At 56.1% G+C, this 21,762-nt stretch carries 11 protein-coding genes; 3 read left to right on the top strand and 8 right to left on the bottom strand.

Annotation, left to right across the window (positions count from 1 at the left end):
• Nucleotides 1-61: 61 nt before the first annotated feature.
• Genes narI through DA718_RS11675 form a run of 4 tightly spaced genes read right to left on the bottom strand, consistent with a single transcriptional unit; the run spans nt 62 to nt 6,724 of the window.
• The gene (gene narI / locus DA718_RS11690; RefSeq protein ID WP_112213390.1) at nt 62-739 is read right to left on the bottom strand and encodes a respiratory nitrate reductase subunit gamma; all 678 of its coding nucleotides are present in this window, start codon (nt 737-739) and stop codon (nt 62-64) included.
• Nucleotides 739-1,449, bottom strand: coding sequence for a nitrate reductase molybdenum cofactor assembly chaperone (gene narJ / locus DA718_RS11685; RefSeq protein ID WP_112213389.1), 711 nt, complete (start codon nt 1,447-1,449; stop codon nt 739-741). Before narJ ends, narI begins: the two co-directional genes overlap by 1 nt.
• On the bottom strand, nt 1,446-2,984 hold the full coding sequence (gene narH, locus DA718_RS11680) for a nitrate reductase subunit beta (protein WP_112213388.1): 1,539 nt from the start codon (nt 2,982-2,984) through the stop codon (nt 1,446-1,448). Before narH ends, narJ begins: the two co-directional genes overlap by 4 nt.
• Nucleotides 2,981-6,724, bottom strand: coding sequence for a nitrate reductase subunit alpha (locus DA718_RS11675; protein WP_112213387.1), 3,744 nt, complete (start codon nt 6,722-6,724; stop codon nt 2,981-2,983). Before DA718_RS11675 ends, narH begins: the two co-directional genes overlap by 4 nt.
• A gap of 353 nt (nt 6,725-7,077) precedes the next feature.
• On the opposite strand from DA718_RS11675, the gene DA718_RS11670 reads away from it, so the two are divergent.
• Entirely contained in the window at nt 7,078-9,489 is a 2,412-nt protein-coding gene (locus DA718_RS11670; RefSeq protein ID WP_112213386.1) for a patatin-like phospholipase family protein, read from the top strand.
• Here DA718_RS11670 and DA718_RS11665 read toward each other — a convergent pair.
• On the bottom strand, nt 9,468-10,856 hold the full coding sequence (locus tag DA718_RS11665) for a NarK family nitrate/nitrite MFS transporter (RefSeq protein WP_112213385.1): 1,389 nt from the start codon (nt 10,854-10,856) through the stop codon (nt 9,468-9,470). The two genes, DA718_RS11670 and DA718_RS11665, sit on opposite strands and share 22 nt — an antisense overlap.
• A gap of 310 nt (nt 10,857-11,166) precedes the next feature.
• On the opposite strand from DA718_RS11665, the gene narX reads away from it, so the two are divergent.
• Nucleotides 11,167-12,945 (top strand): nitrate/nitrite two-component system sensor histidine kinase NarX, encoded by a 1,779-nt coding sequence (narX, locus tag DA718_RS11660; protein ID WP_112213384.1) that lies wholly within the window; start codon nt 11,167-11,169, stop codon nt 12,943-12,945.
• Nucleotides 12,946-12,955: 10 nt separating this feature from the next.
• A complete protein-coding gene (narL, locus tag DA718_RS11655; protein WP_110274181.1) occupies nt 12,956-13,606 on the top strand; it encodes a two-component system response regulator NarL in 651 nt (216 codons plus the stop codon).
• Here narL and DA718_RS11650 read toward each other — a convergent pair.
• The 3 genes from DA718_RS11650 to nirB form a co-directional block, all read right to left on the bottom strand.
• A complete protein-coding gene (locus tag DA718_RS11650) occupies nt 13,603-14,982 on the bottom strand; it encodes a YchO/YchP family invasin (protein ID WP_112213383.1) in 1,380 nt (459 codons plus the stop codon). The two genes, narL and DA718_RS11650, sit on opposite strands and share 4 nt — an antisense overlap.
• Before the next feature lie 102 nt (nt 14,983-15,084).
• Nucleotides 15,085-17,685, bottom strand: coding sequence for a nitrate reductase (locus DA718_RS11645; RefSeq protein WP_112213382.1), 2,601 nt, complete (start codon nt 17,683-17,685; stop codon nt 15,085-15,087).
• Nucleotides 17,685-21,755 (bottom strand): nitrite reductase large subunit NirB, encoded by a 4,071-nt coding sequence (gene nirB, locus DA718_RS11640; protein WP_112213381.1) that lies wholly within the window; start codon nt 21,753-21,755, stop codon nt 17,685-17,687. Before nirB ends, DA718_RS11645 begins: the two co-directional genes overlap by 1 nt.
• Nucleotides 21,756-21,762: the final 7 nt, after the last annotated feature.

Raw genomic sequence — 21,762 nt, 5'->3', positions numbered from 1 at the left:
ACCGATATTCAGGTATAAAAAAACCCCGCCGAAGCAGGGTTTAGTACGTTAGAGCGCTGTATTAGTGACGCGCACGAACAATCTGATACTTGCGGGTCAGATACTCGACCGGCACGCTCCAGATGTGTACCAGACGCGAGAACGGGAACAGCAGGAACAGCGTCATTCCGAGAACAAGGTGCATACGGAAGATAAACGCTACCCCGTCCAGATGCTGAGAAGCACCACCATGGAAGGTCACCACGGACTGCGCCCAATTGACCAGCTTCATCATTTCGCTACCGTCCATATGCTGAGCGGAGAACGGAATGGTCAGCAGGCCCAGCGCGCACTGGATAACCAGCACGGAGAGCACCAGAATATCGGCGCCGGTCGTGGTCGCACGCACGCGCGGACTAAACAGACGACGCTTCAGCAACAGCACGCCGCCCACCAGGCACATGACGCCAGAAGCACCGCCGGCAAACATCGCCATCTTCTGTTTCACTTCCAGCGGCAGCCACGCTTCGTACATCCAGTGTGGTGTCAGCATACCTAAGAAGTGGCCGGCAAAAATACCCAGAATCCCGATGTGGAACAGGTTCGATGCCAGGTTCATCCCTTTGCGGTCCAGCATCTGGCTGGAAGCGGCGCGCCAGGTGTACTGACCGTAGTCATAGCGCAGCCAGCTGCCGATCAGGAAGACAGAACCCGCAATGTACGGATAAATGTCAAAGAAGAACATATTCAGGAAGTGCATTATTGCTGTCCTCCGTTAGAGATATTCAGATATTGCGGGGCAACGGCTCCGGCAAAACGACGCTGGTGATTCGAAATTTCCGACTCACCGCAACCCTGATCGGCAAAGAATTTGACCTGCTCTTCTTCCCAGACCGCATCCAGCGCCTGCGGCGTGTCGTCACGGGCTTCGTCCGCAATTTTCTCCGCCACTTTCGCTTCATCTACCGCACTATTGGCAAGCTTCAGCAGCTGATCAAACAGCACCGCATAACGGCTCTCACGCTGTTGAAGACGGGCACAGAGCAGCGCCAGAATCGGCGCAATATCCTGTAAACCGCCAATCGCTTCGCTCTCCGGCAGCTGCGCCAGATATTCCAGATACAGCGGCAGATGATCCGGCAGCTCGCGGCTATCAAGCATCAGACCGTGCTGTTCGTACTGGTTCAGCAGATCGACCATCGCCTGTCCACGGTCACGGGATTCGCCATGCACGTGTTCAAACAGCAGCAGCGAGGTTGCGCGGCCGCGATCAAACAGTTCGCTGTAAGCGGCCTGAGCATCCAATAGATCCTGCGCGGTTAAATCGCGCAGGAAGACGCCCAGGGCCTGGGCATCTGCGGGCTCCAGTTTTTCTGATTCAGACAGAACGTCGAAGAGTTCGTCCTGATGCTGCCATAAAGCAGCATCAGGGTACTCGAGCAAGCGTGACACAATCACAAGTTCAATCATGCGTGCGGCTCCGTTTTGCTGCTCACATCCACCGAGTCAATACGGCGACTGTTGAACAGATTAAACTTGGTATCAGAACCGTGGCAGCCGTCGCCGAAGCTAAAGCCACAACCGTTTTTCTCCGGGAACGCTTCGCGCGCTTGTTCACGGTGACTGCTTGGCACCACAAAGCGATCTTCGTAGTTGGCAATCGCCAGGTAACGGTACATTTCCTGCGCCTGCGCTTCGGTCAGACCCACCTCTTCCAGCGCACGGGTATCGATAACGCCATCAACAGTTTCCGTACGTTTGAAGTGACGCATCGCCAGCATACGTTTCAGCGCCAGCAGTACTGGCTGGGTGTCGCCTGCGGTCAGCAGGTTCGCCAGGTACTGAACGGGGATACGCAGGCTTTCAACGTCAGGCAGGATACCGTTGCTGCCCAGTTCACCCGCATCGGCGGCGGACTGAATGGGTGACAGCGGCGGCACATACCAGACCATCGGCAGCGTGCGGTATTCCGGGTGCAGCGGCAGCGCCAGCTTCCAGTCCATCGCCATTTTATAAACCGGCGATTTCTGCGCCGCGTCAATCACGCTCAGCGGAATACCGTCTTTCTGCGCCTGCTCAATCACTTTTGGATCGTTCGGATCGAGAAACACGTCCAGTTGACGCTGATACAGATCTTTCTCGTTCTCGGTGCTGGCTGCGGTTTCGATTGCGTCCGCGTCGTACAGCAGCACGCCGAGGTAACGAATACGGCCTACGCAGGTTTCTGAACACACGGTCGGCTGACCCGCTTCAATACGCGGATAGCAGAAGATACATTTTTCAGACTTGCCGCTCTTCCAGTTGAAGTAGATTTTTTTGTACGGGCAGCCAGTGATGCACATACGCCAGCCGCGGCACTTGTCCTGATCGATGAGAACGATGCCGTCTTCTTCACGCTTGTAAATCGCACCGCTTGGGCACGTTGCAACGCACGCCGGGTTCAGACAGTGCTCGCAAAGGCGCGGCAGGTACATCATGAAGGTGTTCTCGAACTGGCCGTACATAGCTTTTTGCATGTTCTCGAAGTTTTTGTCTTTCGACAGCTTCTCGAACTCACCGCCGAGGTCATCTTCCCAGTTCGGCCCCTTGGTGATTTTGTCCATGCGCTTGCCGGTAATCAGCGAACGTGGACGTGCAATCGGCTGAGCTTTGCTATCAGCCGGTGCGTTGTGCAGCGTCTGGTAGTCAAAATCAAACGGTTCGTAATAATCATCCAGACCCGGCAGATGCGGGTTAGCGAAGATTTTACCCAGCAGCAGCGCTTTGTTACCCATGCGCGGCACCAGCTTGCCGTTGATTTTACGGATCCAACCGCCTTTGTACTTCTCCTGGTCTTCCCAGTCGGTCGGGAATCCGGTGCCCGGCTTGGTTTCAACGTTGTTGAACCATGCGTACTCGGTGCCTTCACGGCTGGTCCAGACGTTTTTACAGGTGACCGAGCAGGTGTGGCAACCGATGCATTTATCGAGATTCAGCACCATGCCGACTTGTGAACGAATTTTCATTTTACGCTCTCCTGTACCTGGTCATTGCCTTCGCCGTCCAACCAGTCAATGTTCTTCATCTTACGTACCACCACAAACTCATCACGGTTCGACCCTACGGTACCGTAGTAGTTAAAGCTGTAGGCCAGCTGCGCATAGCCGCCGATCATATGGGTCGGTTTTGGCGTGATGCGGGTCACCGAGTTATGGATACCGCCGCGTTGACCGGTAATTTCTGAACCCGGCAGGTTCACAATACGTTCCTGCGCGTGGTACATCATGGTCATCCCGGCCGGTACACGTTGGCTGACTACCGCACGCGCGGTCAGTGCACCGTTGTTGTTGAAGACTTCAATCCAGTCGTTATCTTCAATACCGATCTCTTTGGCATCTTCTTCACTCATCCACACCACCGGACCACCGCGACCTAAAGTCAGCATCAGCAGGTTGTCGCTGTAGGTTGAGTGAATACCCCATTTCTGGTGCGGCGTCAGGAAGTTCAGCGCCTTCTCCGGGTTGCCGTTTGATTTCTTGCCCATCACCTCTTTCACCGAACGGGTATCGATCGGCGGACGGTAGACCAGCAGACTTTCACCAAAATCACGCATCCACTGGTGATCCTGATATAAGGACTGACGACCAGACAGGGTACGCCATGGGATCAGTTCATGAACGTTGGTATAACCGGCGTTGTAGGAGACGTGTTCGTCTTCCAGACCGGACCAGGTTGGGCTGGAGATAATCTTGCGCGGCTGCGCCTGAATATCACGGAAGCGAATTTTTTCGTCTTCTTTATTGAGCGCCAGGTGCGTGTGATCGCGACCGGTAAACTCGCTGAGCGCCGCCCAGGCTTTCACCGCCACCTGACCGTTGGTTTCCGGCGCCAGGGTGAGGATCATTTCGGCTGCGTCAATCGCGGTATCCAGCATCGGCTGGCCTTTCGCCGGGCCTTCTGCTTTGGTGTAGTTGAGCTTACGCAGCAGATCCATTTCGCTCTGGGTGTTCCAGGCAATTCCTTTACCGCCGTTACCGATTTTTTCCATCAATGGCCCGATGGAGGTAAAGCGCTCGTAGGTTGCCGGATAATCACGTTGAACCGGGATAATGTGCGGTGCGGTTTTACCTGGGATCAGGTCACATTCGCCTTTTTTCCAGTCCTTCACATCTAACGGCTGTGCCAGTTCGGCCGCAGAGTCGTGCTGGATTGGCAGCGTAACAATATCCGTTTCCTGACCAAGATGGCCCACGCAGACTTCAGAGAATTTCTTCGCGATGCCTTTGTAAATTTCCCAGTCGCTTTTCGATTCCCAGGCCGGGTCAACGGCGGCGGACAGCGGGTGAATAAACGGATGCATATCCGACGTATTCATGTCGTCTTTTTCATACCAGGTTGCCGTTGGCAGCACGATATCGGAATACAGACAGGTGCTCGACAGACGGAAGTCCAGCGTGACCACCAGATCCAATTTACCGTCGAGGCCGTTATCCTGCCATTCCACTTCTTCTGGCTTCAGACCGCCCTGCTTGCCGAGATCCAGCCCCTGTATACCGTGTTCGGTACCCAGCAGATATTTCAGCATGTATTCATGGCCTTTACCGGAAGAGCCCAGCAGGTTAGAGCGCCAGATGAACAGGTTACGTGGATGGTTTTTACCGTTTTCCGGCTGTTCAGCCGCAAAACGAATGGTGCCTTCTTTCAGCGCCTTAACGGTGTAATCAACCGGATCCATCTCGGCTTTCTTCGCATCATCAACAATACGCAGTGGGTTTGTGCCTAACTGCGGTGCAGACGGCAGCCAGCCCATACGTTCTGCACGGACGTTAAAGTCCAGCAGATGACCGGTGTAGCGAGATTTATCCGCCATCGGTGACAACAGTTCCTGCGCGGTAACCGACTCATAACGCCATTGGCTGGAGTGATTGTAGAAGTAGGAAGTGCTGTTCATGTGGCGCGCCGGACGCTGCCAGTCAAGGGCAAACGCCAGCGGCTGCCAGCCGGTCTGCGGACGCAGTTTTTCCTGACCGACGTAGTGGGCCCAACCGCCGCCGCTCTGACCGATACAACCGCAGAATACCAGCATATTGATCAGGCCACGATAGTTCATATCGAGGTGATACCAGTGGTTCAGGCCAGCGCCGACGATTATCATCGAACGACCGTGCGTCTTATCTGCGTTGTCGGCAAATTCACGCGCGGTACGGATGATCTGCGCGCGCGGAACACCGGTGATTTTCTCAGCCCACGCCGGAGTGTACGCTTTAATATCTTCGTAGCTGGTTGCACAGTTTTCATCGCTCAAACCCCGTTCCAGACCGTAGTTGGCCATGGTCAGGTCGTAAACGGTGGTCACCAGCGCGGTAGTGCCGTCGGCCAGTTGCAGGCGTTTCACCGGCAGTTTGTGCAGCAGGATATTTTCCAGCTCGACGTTTGTGAAGTGTTCGGTGCCTTCGCCGCCAAAGTACGGGAAGCCGACCTGCGCCACGTCGTCATGGCTACCCAGCAGGCTCAGTTGCAGTTCGGTTTCATCACCGGATTTACCGTCGCGTTGCTCAAGGTTCCATTTACCTTTTTCGCCCCAACGGAAACCGATAGAACCGTTCGGTGCCACCATATCGCCGTCGGTATTAACCGCGACGGTTTTCCATTCCGGATTATTTTCCTGACCCAGAGAGTCAACCAGGTCAGCAGCACGCAACATACGGCCCGCAGCATAATAACCTTCGCGCTCTTCAAGCATGACCAGCATCGGGAAGTCGGTGTAGCGACGAACGTAGTCGGTGAAGTACTGACTTGGTTTATCGAGGTGGAATTCACGCAACATCACGTGACCCATTGCCAGCGCCATTGCTGCATCAGTACCCTGTTTCGGTGCCAACCACAGGTCGCACAGTTTAGCGATTTCGGCGTAGTCCGGGGTGATAGCAACGGTTTTGGTGCCTTTATAACGAACTTCAGTAAAGAAGTGCGCATCTGGCGTACGGGTTTGTGGAACGTTAGAGCCCCAGGCGATGATGTAGCTGGAGTTGTACCAGTCAGCGGATTCCGGAACATCGGTCTGCTCACCCCAGGTCTGCGGCGACGCAGGAGGTAAGTCACAATACCAGTCGTAGAAGCTCAGACAGGTGCCGCCAATCAGCGACAGATAACGTGCGCCGGAGGCGTAAGAAACCATCGACATGGCCGGAATGGGCGAGAATCCAGCCACGCGGTCCGGGCCGTAGGTTTTAACAGTGTAAACGTTGGAGGCTGCAATCAGCTCGTTCACTTCCTGCCAGGAGGAGCGCACAAAGCCGCCGCGACCGCGCGCCTGTTTGAAGCTTTTTGCCTTGTCGGCATCTTCAATAATGGAAGCCCAGGCAGCGACTGGATCGCTATGCTGCACCTTAGCTTCACGCCACATTTTCATCAGGCGCTTACGCATCAGCGGATATTTCAGGCGGTTGGCGCTGTAGAGATACCAGGAGTAGCTGGCTCCGCGCGGGCAGCCGCGAGGTTCGTGGTTGGGCAGATCCGGACGGGTACGCGGATAGTCAGTCTGCTGGGTTTCCCAGGTGACGAGGCCATTTTTGACATAAATCTTCCAGCTGCATGAGCCGGTGCAGTTTACACCGTGAGTGGAGCGCACAACTTTATCGTGCTGCCAACGCTGGCGGTATCCATCCTCCCAATCCCGGTTGGTGTTAAGAAGCTGGCCGTGCCCATCGGCAAAGGTCTCGCCCTTCTGTTTGAAGTAGCGAAACCGGTCCAGGAATTTACTCATCGGGTCTCTCCTGTGTGGAGCCTGACGGCTCTCTGATAAATCGACATTGCTGGATTTGCAGCGAAGGTAACGCTATGAAAGAGGGAGAGAATTGATAACGATCAACCACGGTATCCGTACGATTTATATAGAAAATAAAAAATACCACCTAGGTGGTATATTTATCTATTTTTTATCTATATGTTTTTATTGGTTTTTATAATAAATTCTCTTTATTTACCTCTTCATGAACTCTTAACCAGTTATTAGGTGGTATCCGCTTTTACCCAAGCGTTAAAATATATCCTCACCATTGATTCCCGGCTGGCTACACTAAAAATACCGTCTCGCTAACCCCCCTCGATGGTATCCCCATGTGCAATGAAAATACTCGATTGAAATTCAATGCATTACCCGCTAATGAACAAAAGGCTATTAATCTCCGCCGCAAATTACTCCGGCCAGAGAATCAATCGGACACCGCTGCACTTCATGGTGACGAGCCAGAATTAAAACCGTGCACCGGGATTTATGGTCTGGCGCTTTCCGGTGGCGGAATCCGCAGTGCGACGTTCAGCCTCGGGTTGCTAAGGGCACTGGCGAAAAACGAACTACTGCACAAGTTTGACTATCTCTCAACGGTCTCCGGCGGAGGATATACGGGGGGAATGCTGGGACGTTGCTATCAGGAAGGGATCGGTCCACTTGCTGTCGAAGCGGGTTTAGGAAAAGACAATTCGCTGCTGCTGGGATGGCTACGCAATAACGGCCGCTATCTCACTCCTGCGGGAACACGAGATATTGCGCTTTCTTTCGGCCAGATTCTCCGCTCATTTTTCGCCTCGCTATTTTTTGTCACCTTACTCTGCATTATCTGTGCAGGCCTGGCCTTGCAATTACAACTTCTGCTTCCTCCAGATCTTAAACATTTTCCCCTCCTGGTGGCGATCCCCGCAGCACTGGCGGCCTGGTTGGCAATTTCCTATTGGTACTTTCGTCAACACCAGGACTGGCTTCTCCTTGGGCTGGGCATCAGCGTTCTGCTGTGCCTGGTCTTTCTCTTTTTGAGCCCAGTCCCCTGGGAACTTTCACTGCTGATCTGGCTTATTTGTATGGCTCCCTGGGTGCATATCTTTCGGCAGATAAAAGACTTAGCAGCATTTCGCCTGGCCTTAACTCAGGCTCTCACCTGGGATCTACTGATTATCACCCTCCTCGCCGCCTTATGGGGACTTAACCGGGCGGGATTTTTACTGTGGTTTTCGCTCTTTCATGGCCCAAATACCAGCATAATGTTGATTTCCAGTCCGTTAAGCATAGCGGCAGTTCGCCTGCTAAAAGAAACCCAGCTTATCAACTGGCTCCTCTCGCGAATTTCAGCCGGTAATAAGCGAATCTCATTTAATCTTATGCTTGCCGGAAACATCGCAGGCTATCTACTGATGCTTTTTTGTCTGACAACGGTCTGTGCTGCTCTGATCGAGATTTCAACGGTTTTGAACGTTCCTCTGGCCGGGTTTAATTATTTACCTTTGATGACTGCACTGACGGCATTACTTATTCTGTGGCTGTTAGGTAAACAGCCTCGTTTTATTGAGTTTCTTAATCTCAGCTCACTGCATAATCTGTATCGGGCGCGTATCGAACGCGCCTGGGTCTCAACAGGAAACTATCCCCATAAACAAAATAAAGCGACCAAACCGCGTTTCCCGCAAAACCCATTGGATGACAAGTTACCTGGCGCGATGGATGCAATTGAAAAAATCACCACCACGGTGGCGGGCGATGATGTGGCAATGGAGAATTACGCGCCGCACAATTACGGCGGTCCGATTCATTTAATCACCAGCTGTATTAACCAGACCATCGACGATCGCAGCGACAACTATAATGCTGACCGAAAAGGCATTGCCCTGACGGTCAGTTCGTTTGGCGTTGAAACCGGTACCCAGTTTCCTGAATCCCCGCAGAACCTCAATCACACCACGCTATCACAGTGGCTTGCTATTTCCGGCGCAGCGGTCTCAACGGGCATGGGTTCAAAGACATCGCCAGGCCTGGCATTTATGATCTATTTAGTTGGCGGTCGGCTGGGCTTTTGGTCAAAAAACCTCTCTCCCAGTCGACAAGCAAAGCGCAAAGATAATGCGCCTGGATTGAAATGGCCGCACACGCATTTAACTTATCTTTTTGCTGAAATGTTCGCCCGCTTCCCCGGATTGAGCAATGAGAAATGGTATTTGACAGATGGCGGTCATTTTGAAAATACGGGCGTTTACCCATTGCTGAAACGCAGGTTAGATTCAATTGTCGTCGCGGATTGTGGTGCCGACCCTCATTTTTTATTCGACGATCTTGAGAACCTGGTACGTAAAGCCAAAATTGATATGGCAATTGATATTGTGTTTAAAACCCCTATTAACAGCGACTATACCTCGCAATCGGCATTAAAAGTAAAACAACCTTCACCAGCCTTACTCCAGGCGATCGTTCATTATCCAGAGATCAATGGCTTTGCGAAAAAAACCGGACAATTACTCATTATTAAACCGCATTTATTGCCGGGGATGGATCTTGCCACTGCCAGCTACGCCGGACGAAATGACACGTTCCCACAGCAAACAACGGGCGATCAATTTTTCGATGAAGCCCAGTGGGAAGCCTATCACCAGTTGGGATTCCTCGCCGGAAGCGTTATTTCTGAGCAGCATTTATTCGTTATAAAAAGGGCGCAACTCTGTTGCGCCCAGTCCAGCAAGAAATATTATTTTTGCTTGCGCCCGTAAACCGCCCAGGTAATCACCACGCAGGCAATATAGAACACCAGGAAGATTTTCATCGCTCCGGCCGGGGAACCGGTCAAATCCAGCGAGATACCAAACGCTTTCGGAATGAAGAACCCGCCGATAGCGCCAATCGCGGAGATAAAGCCCAGCGCCGCCGCCGTATCGGTGGCCGCTTCGCGCATCGCCTGCGCTTCGCTACCGCCCTGCGCCTTCACGCGTTCCATGGTCATTTTACGGAAGATAACCGAGATCATCTGGAAGGTTGAAGCACTACCCAGACCGGCAGTCAGGAACAGCACCATAAATACCGCGAAGAAGGCGATAAAGTTACCACCCTCACCGTTCGTTGGCAGTGTCAGGAACAGCAGGCCGCAGAAAATAGCCATCACCACAAAGTTCACCAGCGTCACGCGAGTCCCGCCCAGTCGGTCGGAAATCGCCCCGCCGGTAGAGCGCGCCAGTGCGCCGATAAACGGCCCAAAGAACGCGTAGTGCAGGATCTGCACATCGGGAAACTGAGTCTTCGACAGCATAGCAAAGCCCGCCGAGAAGCCGATGAACGAGCCGAAGGTGGCAAGATACAACAGCGCCATAATCCACAGATGCGCGCGTTTAAGTACTGGCAACTGCTCGCTCAGGGAAGCCTTTGATGCCGACAGATCGTTCATAAAGAACCACGCCGCCAGGGTGAAGGCTATCAGGAACGGCACCCAGATCCACGCCGCGTTTTCCAGATACAACATAGAGCCGTCCGGTTGTTCGCTACCGGTTCCACCAAAGACGGCGAAAATAGACAGGGATACCACCAGAGGAGCAACCAGCTGCATCACGCTGACGCCCATATTGCCGAGGCCGCCGTTGATGCCCAACGCGCCGCCCTGTTTCTGTTTCGGGAAGAAGAAGCTGATGTTCGCCATACTGGAAGCAAAGTTAGCCCCGGCGAAGCCGCACAGCAGCGAAATAATCACGAAAATGCTGAACGGAGTAGAGGTGTCCTGCACCGCAAAACCTAACCACACGCACGGTACGATCATGATCCCGGTACTGAATGCAGTCCAGCGACGCCCACCGAACAGCGGGACCATAAACGCATAAGGTACGCGCAAAAGCGCGCCGGACAGCGCCGGCAGCGCGGTCAGCATAAATAGCTGGTCGGTGGTGAACTGAAAGCCCACTTTATTCAGGTTGACGGCAACGGCGCTGAATAACATCCAGACGCAGAATGCCAGTAAAAGACATGGAACGGAGATCCACAGATTGCGGCTGGCGACGCGATGACCGCGCTGCTGCCAAAATTCAGGATCTTCAGGACGCCAGTCGGTAATGACTGAGCTGTTAGTCTTCTCCGGGATTGAAGAGTGACTCATAGACACCTCTGATTATTCGTATTAACCCTGGCTACCTTATGGGTTACAGCCTGCGGTAAGTTGATATAAATCAAAGGAAAAGTGGGCGTTAATTTGGCTAAAAAAAAATCATCACCCGAAGTGAGTAGCTATTTCTGCGCAAAAAAGTGTGGTTTTTCACGCTACTGCTGTCTTTACCCCTACCCCTGCCACCAGCCCATCAATGACTGACAATTAAGGGGTAATCCTTTAGGGGTATGGGTATACTCCAGGGGATGTCCGAGAATAAGCGCCACTCCCGGATGATTTGCCGGTCAGGAGCACATACCTCATGTTGAAACGTCTTTTTACGCCGCTAACGCTGGTTAATCAACTCGTGTTAATCGTTCTATTGGCCACAGTGATAGGTGTCGCCGGAATGGCTATCTCCTCTCGCCTGGTGCACGGCGTTCAGGGCAGCGCGCACGCTATTAATAAAGCCGGTTCGCTGCGCATGCAGAGCTATCGACTGTTGGCAGCCATCCCGTTACGTGAAAGCGATCAAAAGCTGCTGGATGAAATGACCGCCACCGTCTTTAGTCCGGAACTCCAGTACGCCGCTCGCCATGACGATCAGCAAGAACAGCTCCAGGCTCTGCAACATTACTGGCAACTGGAGCTCGCACCCGGTATGCGTAAGGCACAAAATCAGGCCACGGTAGCCACAGATGTCGCCGGCTTTGTTGACCGCATCGACCAGCTTGTCACCGCTTTCGATCACACCACCGAGGAGCGGATAAAACACGTCGTCTGGATCCAGCGAATCATGGCGGTCATTATGGCACTGCTGCTGGTGTTTACCATTATTTGGCTACGCGCACGCTTGTTACGCCCCTGGAAACAGCTGCTGGATATGGCACGCGCGGTGAGCCAACGCGATTTTACCCAGCGTACCCAGATTAACGGGCGCGATGAGATGGCGACGCTCGGTATGGCGCTAAACAACATGTCCGAAGAGCTCGCCGAGAGCTATTCGGTGCTCGAACGCCGGGTGCAGGAAAAAACCGCCGGGCTGGAGCAGAAAAATGAGATTCTCGCCTTCCTGTGGCAAGCCAATCGCCGCCTGCACTCCAACGCTCCGCTCTGCGAGCGCATCTCGCCTGTGCTCAACGGTTTGCAAGGGTTAACTCTGCTGCGCGATATTGAAGTTCGGGTTTATGATCTTGAAGATGAAGACAACCACCAGGAGTTCGCCTGCCACTCCGATATTCAGTGCGATGACAGAGGTTGCTACCTGTGTCCGCGCGATCTGCCGCCGCTGCCCGATGCCGGAACCACATTGAAATGGCGACTGTCTGACGCCCATAATCAGTACGGAATTCTGCTGGCCACTCTGCCCGTTGGTCGGCATCTAAGCCACGATCAACAGCAACTGGTTGATACCCTTGTGGAACAACTCACCGGCACCCTCGCGCTCGACCATCATCAAGAGCGCCAGCAGCAGCTTATCGTGATGGAAGAGCGCGCCACTATCGCCCGCGAGCTCCACGACTCTATTGCCCAGTCGCTCTCGTGCATGAAAATGCAGGTCAGTTGCCTGCAAATGCAGGGCGAAGACCTGCCGGATGCCAGCCGTCAGCTGCTGGGGCAGATTCGCAATGAACTCAATACCTCATGGGCGCAACTGCGCGAACTGTTAACAACCTTCCGTCTACAGTTAACCGAAACCGGTCTGCGCCCGGCGCTGGAAGCCAGCTGCCAGGAATACAGCGCTCATTTCGGCTTTACGGTACGCCTGGACTACCAGTTGCCGCCGCGTTTTGTTCCCTCGCACCAGGCAATTCACCTGCTACAAATTGCCCGCGAGGCGCTAAGCAACGCCCTGAAGCATGCCAATGCGACGGACGTCAGCGTTACCGTTGCGCTACGGGATAATCAGGTCCGACTGGTGGTAGCCGATAACGGCCGAGGCGTGCCGGACCACGCGGAGCGCAGTAACCATTACGGCTTAATTATTATGCGCGATCGCGCCCAGAGCTTGCGCGGAGACTGCCAGGTGCGGCGTCGGGAAACCGGCGGCACGGAAGTGGTCGTCACTTTTATCCCTGAAAAATCGCTTTCAATCCAATAAGGAGAACCCTATGAGTCAACAGGAACGGGCAACCATCCTTCTCATTGACGATCATCCGATGCTGCGCACCGGCGTCAAACAACTCGTCAGCATGGCCCCGGATATCCAGGTCATCGGCGAGGCCAGTAATGGCGAACAAGGTATCGCCCTGGCGGAGTCGCTGGATCCAGATTTGATTCTGCTGGATCTCAATATGCCGGGCATGAACGGCCTTGAAACCCTCGACAAGCTGCGCGAAAAGTCGCTTTCCGGTCGCGTAGTAGTGTTTAGCGTCTCCAATCATGAAGAAGATGTGGTTACCGCCCTGAAACGCGGTGCCGATGGCTACCTGCTGAAAGATATGGAACCGGAAGATCTGCTGAAGGCGCTGCAACAGGCGGCGGCGGGCGAAATGGTGCTCAGCGAAGCATTAACCCCAGTGCTGGCAGCCAGCCTGCGTGCCAACCGCGCCACGTCCGATCGCGACATCAGCCAGCTTACCCCGCGCGAGCGCGACATTCTCAAGCTGATTGCCCAGGGCCTGCCGAACAAAATGATTGCCCGCCGTCTGGATATCACCGAAAGCACCGTAAAAGTACACGTCAAGCATATGCTGAAGAAAATGAAGCTGAAATCACGCGTGGAAGCGGCGGTTTGGGTTCATCAGGAGCGCGTATTCTAGGGCATATGCTGCCAGGAAATGCCCTCGGCCGGTAAGCTCACCAGCGGCTCGGTCAGCGCCAGTGCGATCTCATTGGATGAGACGCGCTGACCCGTTTTATCCTCTACCACCAGCGAAAGGTGCCAGCGATTGCCCGCCCCGGCGTCACTGTTCCAACGCGGCATAATGATGCTCCAACCATCAGGACCGTTTGCCTCTATCGGCGGCGTCAGGCTTAGCGCCTGAGTATCGCCCTGCCAGCTCAGCGACTTTATCCCGTGCAGACTGCGAATTTGCAACTTCAGTTGCACCGTCTCCCCCGGCTGAAGATCCCATGGTGGCGTCGCAAGATACACTGACAAGGTTTTGCGCTGACGATATTCAACCACCGGTAGATTATCGCGTTCCGGGCTATCGTAACGGCTGCCGCGCAGCGAACGGCTTACCGCCACTTCATCGGCCGCCAGTTGCTGTTTTAACGGCACGCCAAAGCGATAATTGAGCTTCAATCCCACATCGTTTTGGCTGACGCCGCTCTCGCCTTGTTTATGTTTTGCCGTCACCGTCACCAGCGGAACGGGGGTGTAATTCAGCCCCACCGACACCGCCACCGGATTGTGATAACCGGTACCCGAGTGGAACAAGTCGACGTTATCGCCAAAATACTGCTCCACGCTGACGCTGGTATTAATATGCTGATAAAACGGCAGCCGCGCCTGGGCGGTCACATCGTAGCCGCTGGCCATTCGTTGCTGCTGGGTCACGCTACTTCTTTGCTGCCAGCCGCTGAGCGGTTGATAGTAGTTCGCCGACAGGCGCATCGATTCCCCCCAGGCCTCAGCTCCAACGCTGCCGCGCGCCAGGCGATCATCCAGAACTTTGTCATAGAACGAGTTATAGCCCAGCAGCCAGGAGCCCATCCGCCAGCGCTGGCCGAGGCCAATATTGCCCACCAGCCCGTTATCCCTCTGCGTGACAGAGTACTGGTTCCAGGTGAGATAGTCGCCGTTATCCTGTAACGGGACAAACCAGCTTCCTTTACTACCGGTAAAATTGCCTTCTTTGTCGACCAGCAGATCGACATTGGCGTTGCCCCACGGCGAAAGCCAGTTTTCTAACTGATGGCTTACCTCATTCCCCAACTTACCGATGGCAAATACCCGCGCCTGCTCGCTGGTTGTCAGCCCGTTATCGCTCATACTGGCTTCACCAAACTTTTTCGCCATTTCGGCAAAATGTTTTGCATCATCATCAACCTGCGGCGCCAGACCAAGATCGGGTAATGCTGCTGGTTCCCTCAAGAGGGCCCGATTATCCTGCAACGCGCGGGCGGGGATCCCTGCCAATAGCAGGAGAAGCGGTAAATACGGGGTTACACGGAACGGCAAAGAACTCAAAATCGGTTACGTCTACTCACGAAGGATGGCAGTAAAACGTAAGTTTATCGTTTTTTGCTATCCCTCGCAGCCTTCAGAATAATTCCAGGAATATACTGAATCTCAGGCTTGCGTTAGGTTTTCCGCCAGCAGCGCCTTAAGCTCCGGGATACAAGAACCGCAGTTGGTGCCGCATTTCAATTTGGCTCCCAGCGCGGCGGGCGTATGGCAGCCGTTGATGATTGCCTCGCTTATTGCCCTTTCGCCTACGCTAAAGCAACTACAGATAGTGCGCCCGCGCGGTATCGTTTCGCCGCCTTTTCTGCCGCTCAATAATACATGACGCTGGGCGGCATTCACCGGCGGGGCGCGGAACGCGGCGCTAATCCATTCGGCGTCAATGACCGGTTCTTGCGCATCGCTCCACCAGCCAAGCATCAGCTCTCCGTCCTGCCATGCCAGCAGGTTCCAGACCCCGCCGCCGCCGGCTGTCTGCATCTGCCATCCCTGCAACTGACACCAGTCGGTCAGCCACCGGCGAGGGCTGATATCCCCAGCGAGAGAAAGATGACTTATGCCCTGCGCGGCCCGCCGCCGCCAGTGCAACGAAGCAGGTATTGGAACCGACTGGCGGGAAAAGAGTTCGCCTTTCCAGGCTGGAAGCCAGGCGGCAATTGCTACCGCCACCTGCTTACTCTCTGGCTGCCCGGAGTGGGGGTCGGTGACCGCCATCAGCAGGTTATTCACCCGTCCCTGGCGAGCAAATTGATTATTCCAGTGCATTGGCACGAACAGCGAGCCGGGGCGCTGCCCATCGCTGATAATCACTTTTGCTACCATCACCCCATTCGGTGAGCGGATTCGCGCTAATTCACCTTCCAGCAGGTGATAGCGCTGCGCATCTTCTGCTGCCACCTCCACCACCGGTTCGGCGATATGCTGCATCAGCCTGGGCACCGCGCCGGTGCGGGTCATGGTGTGCCACTGATCGCGGATCCGTCCGCTGTTGAGGATCAGCGGATAAAACGCATCGGTCGTCGCCCGGGTCGGTTGCGGGGCGACGGGCACCATACGCAACTTGCCATCCCGGTGCCAGCCCTTGTGCAAACTCCATGTTGCTGGGCTGCGACTCACCGGCCAGCGCACAGGTTCCAGCGCATCCCAGGCTTCACGGCTGAGGTTCGCCAGCCCGCCGATATCAAACGCTCGCTGGCCGTTATTTTCAAAACCCGACAGCGCGGCGTGCTCGTTGAATACGTCATGAGAATGCTGCCAGGCAAAGGCGGAGCCAAAGCCCAGCTCTTGCGCCACGCGAGCAACGATCCACCAGTCGGCTTTCGCCTCTCCAGGCGACGGCAGAAACGCGCGCTGGCGAGAGATCCGCCGCTCAGAGTTGGTCACGGTGCCGTTCTTCTCTCCCCACGCCAGCGCCGGAAAACGAATATGGGCGAAGCGTCCGGTATCGGTATCGGCAACCACATCCGAGACAATCACCAGCGGGCACCTCGCCAGGGCGTCACTCACCGCATGACTGTCCGGCAGCGACACTACCGGATTGGTGCCCATAATCCACACCGCTTTTACCTCGCCGCGACCAATAGCGGCGAACAGATCCACTGCCGTCAGCCCTGGCGTTTGCGCCAGCCGCTCGGTACCCCAGAATCGCGCCAGGCGCTGTAAATCGTCGGTTTCAAAATTCATATGCGCCGCCAGCATGGTTGCCAGTCCGCCCACCTCACGCCCGCCCATGGCATTGGGTTGACCGGTCAGCGAAAACGGACCGCAGCCCGGACGGCCATATTTTCCGCTCGCCAGGTGAACGTTAATGATGGCGTTGCATTTATCGCTACCGCTGGCGGATTGGTTAATGCCCATGGTATAGAGCGTGATAGCGCGCGGGGCGGCGATAAATTCGCCATAGAAATCGGCGACCTGCTGCTGCGGCAAACCGCAGAACTGCGCCACTTTTTCGATGCTCCACTCCTGCGCGAGCATCAGCGCCTGCTGCGCGTCGCTGAAATCGTCCGTGATGCCGCCGCTGGCGGCAATGGCGTTTAGCAGACCGACAAACAGCCCGCCGTCGCTACCGGGGGCCAGCGCCAGATGCACATCGGCTATATCGCAGGTGGCGGTGCGTCGCGGGTCAATCACCACCACCCGCATCTGTGGATTATCGCGCTTCGCCTGCACCAGCCGCTGGTAGAGCACTGGATGCGCCCAGGCGGCGTTCGATCCGACTAACACTACCAGATCGCTGTTTTCCACATCCTCATAACTGCACGGCACCACGTCCGCCCCCAGCGCACGTTTATAGCCAGTGACCGCCGAAGACATACACAGCCGTGAGTTAGTATCGATATTCGCCGCGCCAATAAACCCCTTCATCAGCTTATTCGCGGCGTAGTAATCCTCGGTCAGCAGCTGTCCGGAGGCATAGAACGCCACCGCCTGCGGCCCATGCTGGTCGATGATGTCCCGCAGACGCGAACCGGTTGCCGCCAGCGCCTGCGGCCACGACGCGCGTTCGCCATCGACTTCAGGGAATAGCATTCTTCCCTCCAGCGAGACGGTTTCACCCAGCGCCGCGCCCTTAACGCACAGGCGACCAAAGTTCGCCGGATGCCGCTCATCGCCGCGCACAGTCACCTGACCCTGCGCATTCAGGCTGGCAATAACGCCACAGCCCACGCCACAATAGGGACACGTCGTCCGGGTTTCGGTCATCAGGAGGCCTCCGCGCGAACGAGCAGTTGCTGGTTGCCGACCCACACCTTGCCATTCTCAATTTTCACCGGCCAGGCGCGTACCGACCGTTCACTACCGTCACACTGACGACCGTCGCGCAGGCGGATCCGCTGCTTGTACAACGGCGAAATCACAATCGGTTCGCCGCCCGCATCGCCAAGCAGTCCGCGCGACAGCACGTTGGCCTCGCTGCCGGGCTCAAGGTTATCAAGGGCATAGACCTGGTCATCAAAGCGGAACAGCGCTATCTGCCGCTCTCCGAGCCGCGCGCCAATGCCCGCCTGCGGCGGAATGGCATCAAGATCGCAAATAGCCTGCCACGGACGAGACGGCAGCGTCGGTTCAGCCAGCGCAGCGGTCGGGGCCAGTTGCGGTTGACCGCGCAAGGTTTGCCGCTGTACCGCCTCGTCCGGCTCATCGCTATTGACGTAAGAGCGGAACAGCGCCAGCCGCTGCGGATCGTTAAGGGTGGTTTGCCATTCACACTGGTAGCTGTCCACCACCCGCGCCATCTCCTGCTCCAGCTCTTCGCCAATCCCGAGACTGTCTTCAAGGATAACTTCACGCAGATAGTCGACTCCGCCCTCAAGGTTATCCATCCAGGTACTGGTGCGCTGCAGTCGATCGGCGGTGCGAATATAGAACATCAGCAGTCGGTCAATACTGCGGATAAGCGTTGCTTCATCAAGGTCGCTGGCGAACAGGTCGGCATGACGCGGCTTCATGCCGCCGTTGCCGCAAACGTACAGATTCCAACCCTTTTCGGTCGCGATAACGCCGATATCCTTCCCCTGAGCTTCCGCACATTCGCGGGTACAACCGGAGACCGCCATTTTAATTTTGTGCGGTGCGCGCAGCCCTTTGTAGCGGTGTTCGAGGGTGACCGCCAGGCCGGTGGAATCCTGCACGCCGTAACGGCACCAGGTCGACCCGACGCAGGATTTCACCGTGCGCAGGGATTTGCCGTAGGCGTGGCCGGTTTCAAAGCCCGCCTCCGCCAGTTCGCGCCAGATCGCCGGAAGCTGCTCCAGGCGCGCGCCGAACAGGTCGATACGCTGGCCGCCGGTCACTTTGCTATACAGCTGATAGCGTTTGGCAATCTGTCCGATCGCAATCAGCCCATCCGGTGTCACTTCCCCCGCCGCCATGCGCGGCACCACCGAGTAGGTACCGTCTTTCTGGATATTGGCGAAGTAGCGATCGTTAGTGTCCTGAAGCGGCAGATGCGCTGGTTTCAACAGATATTCGTTCCAGCAGGAAGCCAGCACCGACGCCACCAGCGGTTTACAGATTTCGCAACCGTGACCCTGGCCGTAGCGACTAATCAGCTGTTCGAAGGTGCGAATATGGTTGACGCGCACCAGGTGGAAGATCTCCTGACGCGACCACGGAAAGTGCTCGCAGACATCTTTTTTGACTTCAACACCCTGCTCGCCAAGCTGGTACTCCATCACCTGTTTCACCAGCGCGCTACAGCCGCCGCAGCCGGTTGCCGCTTTGGTGCAGCTCTTGATCGCCGCCATATCGCCCGCACCGCCTCTCACCGCAAGGCAGATATCGGCCTTACTGACGTTGTGACAGGAGCAAATCTGGGCGCTGTCCGGCAATGCCGCTACGCCGAGCGCTTTCGGCGCGCTGCCCTCCAGCGCCGGAAGAATCAAACTTTCCGGGCGCGCGGGCAATGCCATGCCATTGAGCATCATCTGCAGCAGCGTGGAATAATCACCAGCATCACCGACCAGTACACCGCCGAGCAGGGTTTTACCATCCTGACTGACCACGATTTTTTTGTAGATTTGCTCCGGTCCGTGGGTCCACTGGTAGCTCTGGCAGCCCGGCGTGCGTCCCTGAGCGTCGCCGAAAGAGGCCACATCGACGCCCAGCAACTTCAGCTTGGTACTCATATCGGCCCCGGTGAAGCTGGCCTCTTCGCCCGCCAGGGTTGCGGCGGCGGCGCGCGCCATCTGATAACCGGGAGCCACCAGACCATAAATTTTGTTCTCCCACAGGGCGCACTCGCCAATTGCCAACACATCCGGATCCGAGGTGCGGCACTGGTTGTCGATACAAATCCCGCCGCGTTCGCCAATTTCCAGCTCGCTGCTGCGGGCCAGCGCGTCCTGCGGGCGGATACCCGCCGAAAACACCACCATATCGGTTTTCAGAGAGCCACCATCGGCGAAGTTCAGCATCAATCCCTGCTCATGCTCGACAATTTCCGTCGTCGCCTTGCTGGTGTGCACCCCTACGCCCAGTTCGCTGATTTTCTCCCGCAGCATCGCCGCGCCGCCGTTGTCCAGCTGTACCGCCATCAGGTTTGGCGCAAACTCCACAACGTGCGTTTCCAGTCCCAGTTGCTTGAGCGCATTAGCCGCTTCCAGTCCGAGCAGGCCGCCGCCGATCACCACTCCACTGCTGGCGTTAGCGGCGCGGGCGGCAATCTGATCCAGATCGTCAAGCGTACGGTAGACAAAGCAGCCTTCGTGATCATTGCCTGAGACCGGCGGGACAAACGGATAAGATCCCGTTGCCAGCACCAGTTTATCCCAATGAGTTTCGTGGCCCTGGGCATCGCGCACCACTCGCGCTTCACGGTCAATGCTGGCGACCGATTCCCGCAAACGCAGCTCAATGCCGTTCTGAGCGAAGAAGTCCCCTTCCACCAACGACAGTGATTCGGCGCTGCGTCCGGCGAAATATTCCGACAGATGTACCCGATCGTAGGCGGCATAGCGCTCTTCGCAGAACACCACAATCCGGTATTGCTGATGAAGGTTACGGCTGACGCATTGCTCAAGAAAGTGGTGGCCGACCATACCGTGTCCGACCAGCACTAAAACAGGTTTTGTCATGGTAGTTTGTCCCGCAGCGCGCGGCTGCATCGTTGAAGAAGGATCAAAGAGCCAGTCTGCCGGTGCGGGCGCATGCGCCCCCAGCAGGGCGGTGAGCGGCGCGGCGCTGGCGCAATCGCCCAGCAACACGACGCCGCGCAGCTTGCCATCGCGCAGCAGCAGGCGACGGTAGTGGCGGTCCAGCGGATCCCAGCTGGTACAAATTTCATCCTGTTCATCAGCGCGCAGTTCACCAGCGCTGAATAGCTCAATGCCGGTCACCTTCAGGCGCGTGCCGCTATCCTGCCAGTGAAAATCTTCTCCGGCATGACCGCACAGACGGTCGGCAAGCACCTCGGCCTGGCGCAGGCACGGCGCCACCAGCCCCCAGGTCTGACCATCGATTTCGCAACATTCACCAATGGCGCTGACGCCCGGCTGTGCAGTAGCCATTTGGCGGTCAACAATAATTCCGCGGCCACACGCCAACCCGCTGCACTCGGCCAGCAGTTTGTTAGGCTGCACGCCGGTCGCCAGTACCACCCGCGAGGCGGCAAAGGCGCGGCCATCCTCCAGCAGCACTTCCCGCTCATTAATGGCGGCGATGCGGCTCTCCATCACGCAGCGGATCCCACGCTCGGCAAGCTGTATTTGCAGCTGTTCACCAGCAAAGGCATCGGTCTGCTGCTCCATCAGCCAGCGCCCGCGATGTAACAAAGTGACGTTGTCACCGTAGCGTCGTAGCGCCGCAGCGGCTTCAACGCCAAGCACGCCGCCGCCGATGACCACCGCCGGACCGTTGATTGCCAGAATGCCCTCAACGTCCGCAATAGTGCGAAACGCAAAAACATGCGGCAGCTCAATACCCAACAGCGGCGGCATAAACGGCAACGATCCGGTGGCGAAGACCAGCTCATCCCAGCAGAGTTTTCCGTCGGTGGTTTGTAGAGTGCGGGCCTGAATATCCACCGCGATGACCGACTCTCCGGCGCGTATTGTGACGTCATGCTGCTGATACCACGCTTCTGGCAGCAGTTGCATCTCGGATGCCGTTTTCTCTCCGCCAAGCACCGGCGACAGCTGAATGCGGTTATAGGCCTGGCACGGTTCATCACCAATAATCGTGATGCTAAACCGCTGCGCATCGCGCTCCACCAGCGCCTGCGCCAGGCGAGTCGCCGCCATGCCGTTGCCGATAATCACCAGTTGCCGCTTCATCGCCGCC

The organism is Klebsiella huaxiensis (assembly GCF_003261575.2).
In the GTDB taxonomy this organism is placed as follows: domain Bacteria; phylum Pseudomonadota; class Gammaproteobacteria; order Enterobacterales; family Enterobacteriaceae; genus Klebsiella; species Klebsiella huaxiensis.
Note: the sequence above shows the minus strand (reverse complement) of the source record. Positions and strands in the feature narration are given on the sequence as shown.

Coding starts and splice junctions, on each gene's coding strand:
- narI (WP_112213390.1), bottom strand. CDS start 739: ATGCACTTCCTGAATATGTTCTTCTTTGACATTTATCCGTACATTGCG.
- narJ (WP_112213389.1), bottom strand. CDS start 1,449: ATGATTGAACTTGTGATTGTGTCACGCTTGCTCGAGTACCCTGATGCT.
- narH (WP_112213388.1), bottom strand. CDS start 2,984: ATGAAAATTCGTTCACAAGTCGGCATGGTGCTGAATCTCGATAAATGC.
- DA718_RS11675 (WP_112213387.1), bottom strand. CDS start 6,724: ATGAGTAAATTCCTGGACCGGTTTCGCTACTTCAAACAGAAGGGCGAG.
- DA718_RS11670 (WP_112213386.1), top strand. CDS start 7,078: ATGTGCAATGAAAATACTCGATTGAAATTCAATGCATTACCCGCTAAT.
- DA718_RS11665 (WP_112213385.1), bottom strand. CDS start 10,856: ATGAGTCACTCTTCAATCCCGGAGAAGACTAACAGCTCAGTCATTACC.
- narX (WP_112213384.1), top strand. CDS start 11,167: ATGTTGAAACGTCTTTTTACGCCGCTAACGCTGGTTAATCAACTCGTG.
- narL (WP_110274181.1), top strand. CDS start 12,956: ATGAGTCAACAGGAACGGGCAACCATCCTTCTCATTGACGATCATCCG.
- DA718_RS11645 (WP_112213382.1), bottom strand. CDS start 17,685: ATGACCGAAACCCGGACGACGTGTCCCTATTGTGGCGTGGGCTGTGGC.
- nirB (WP_112213381.1), bottom strand. CDS start 21,755: ATGAAGCGGCAACTGGTGATTATCGGCAACGGCATGGCGGCGACTCGC.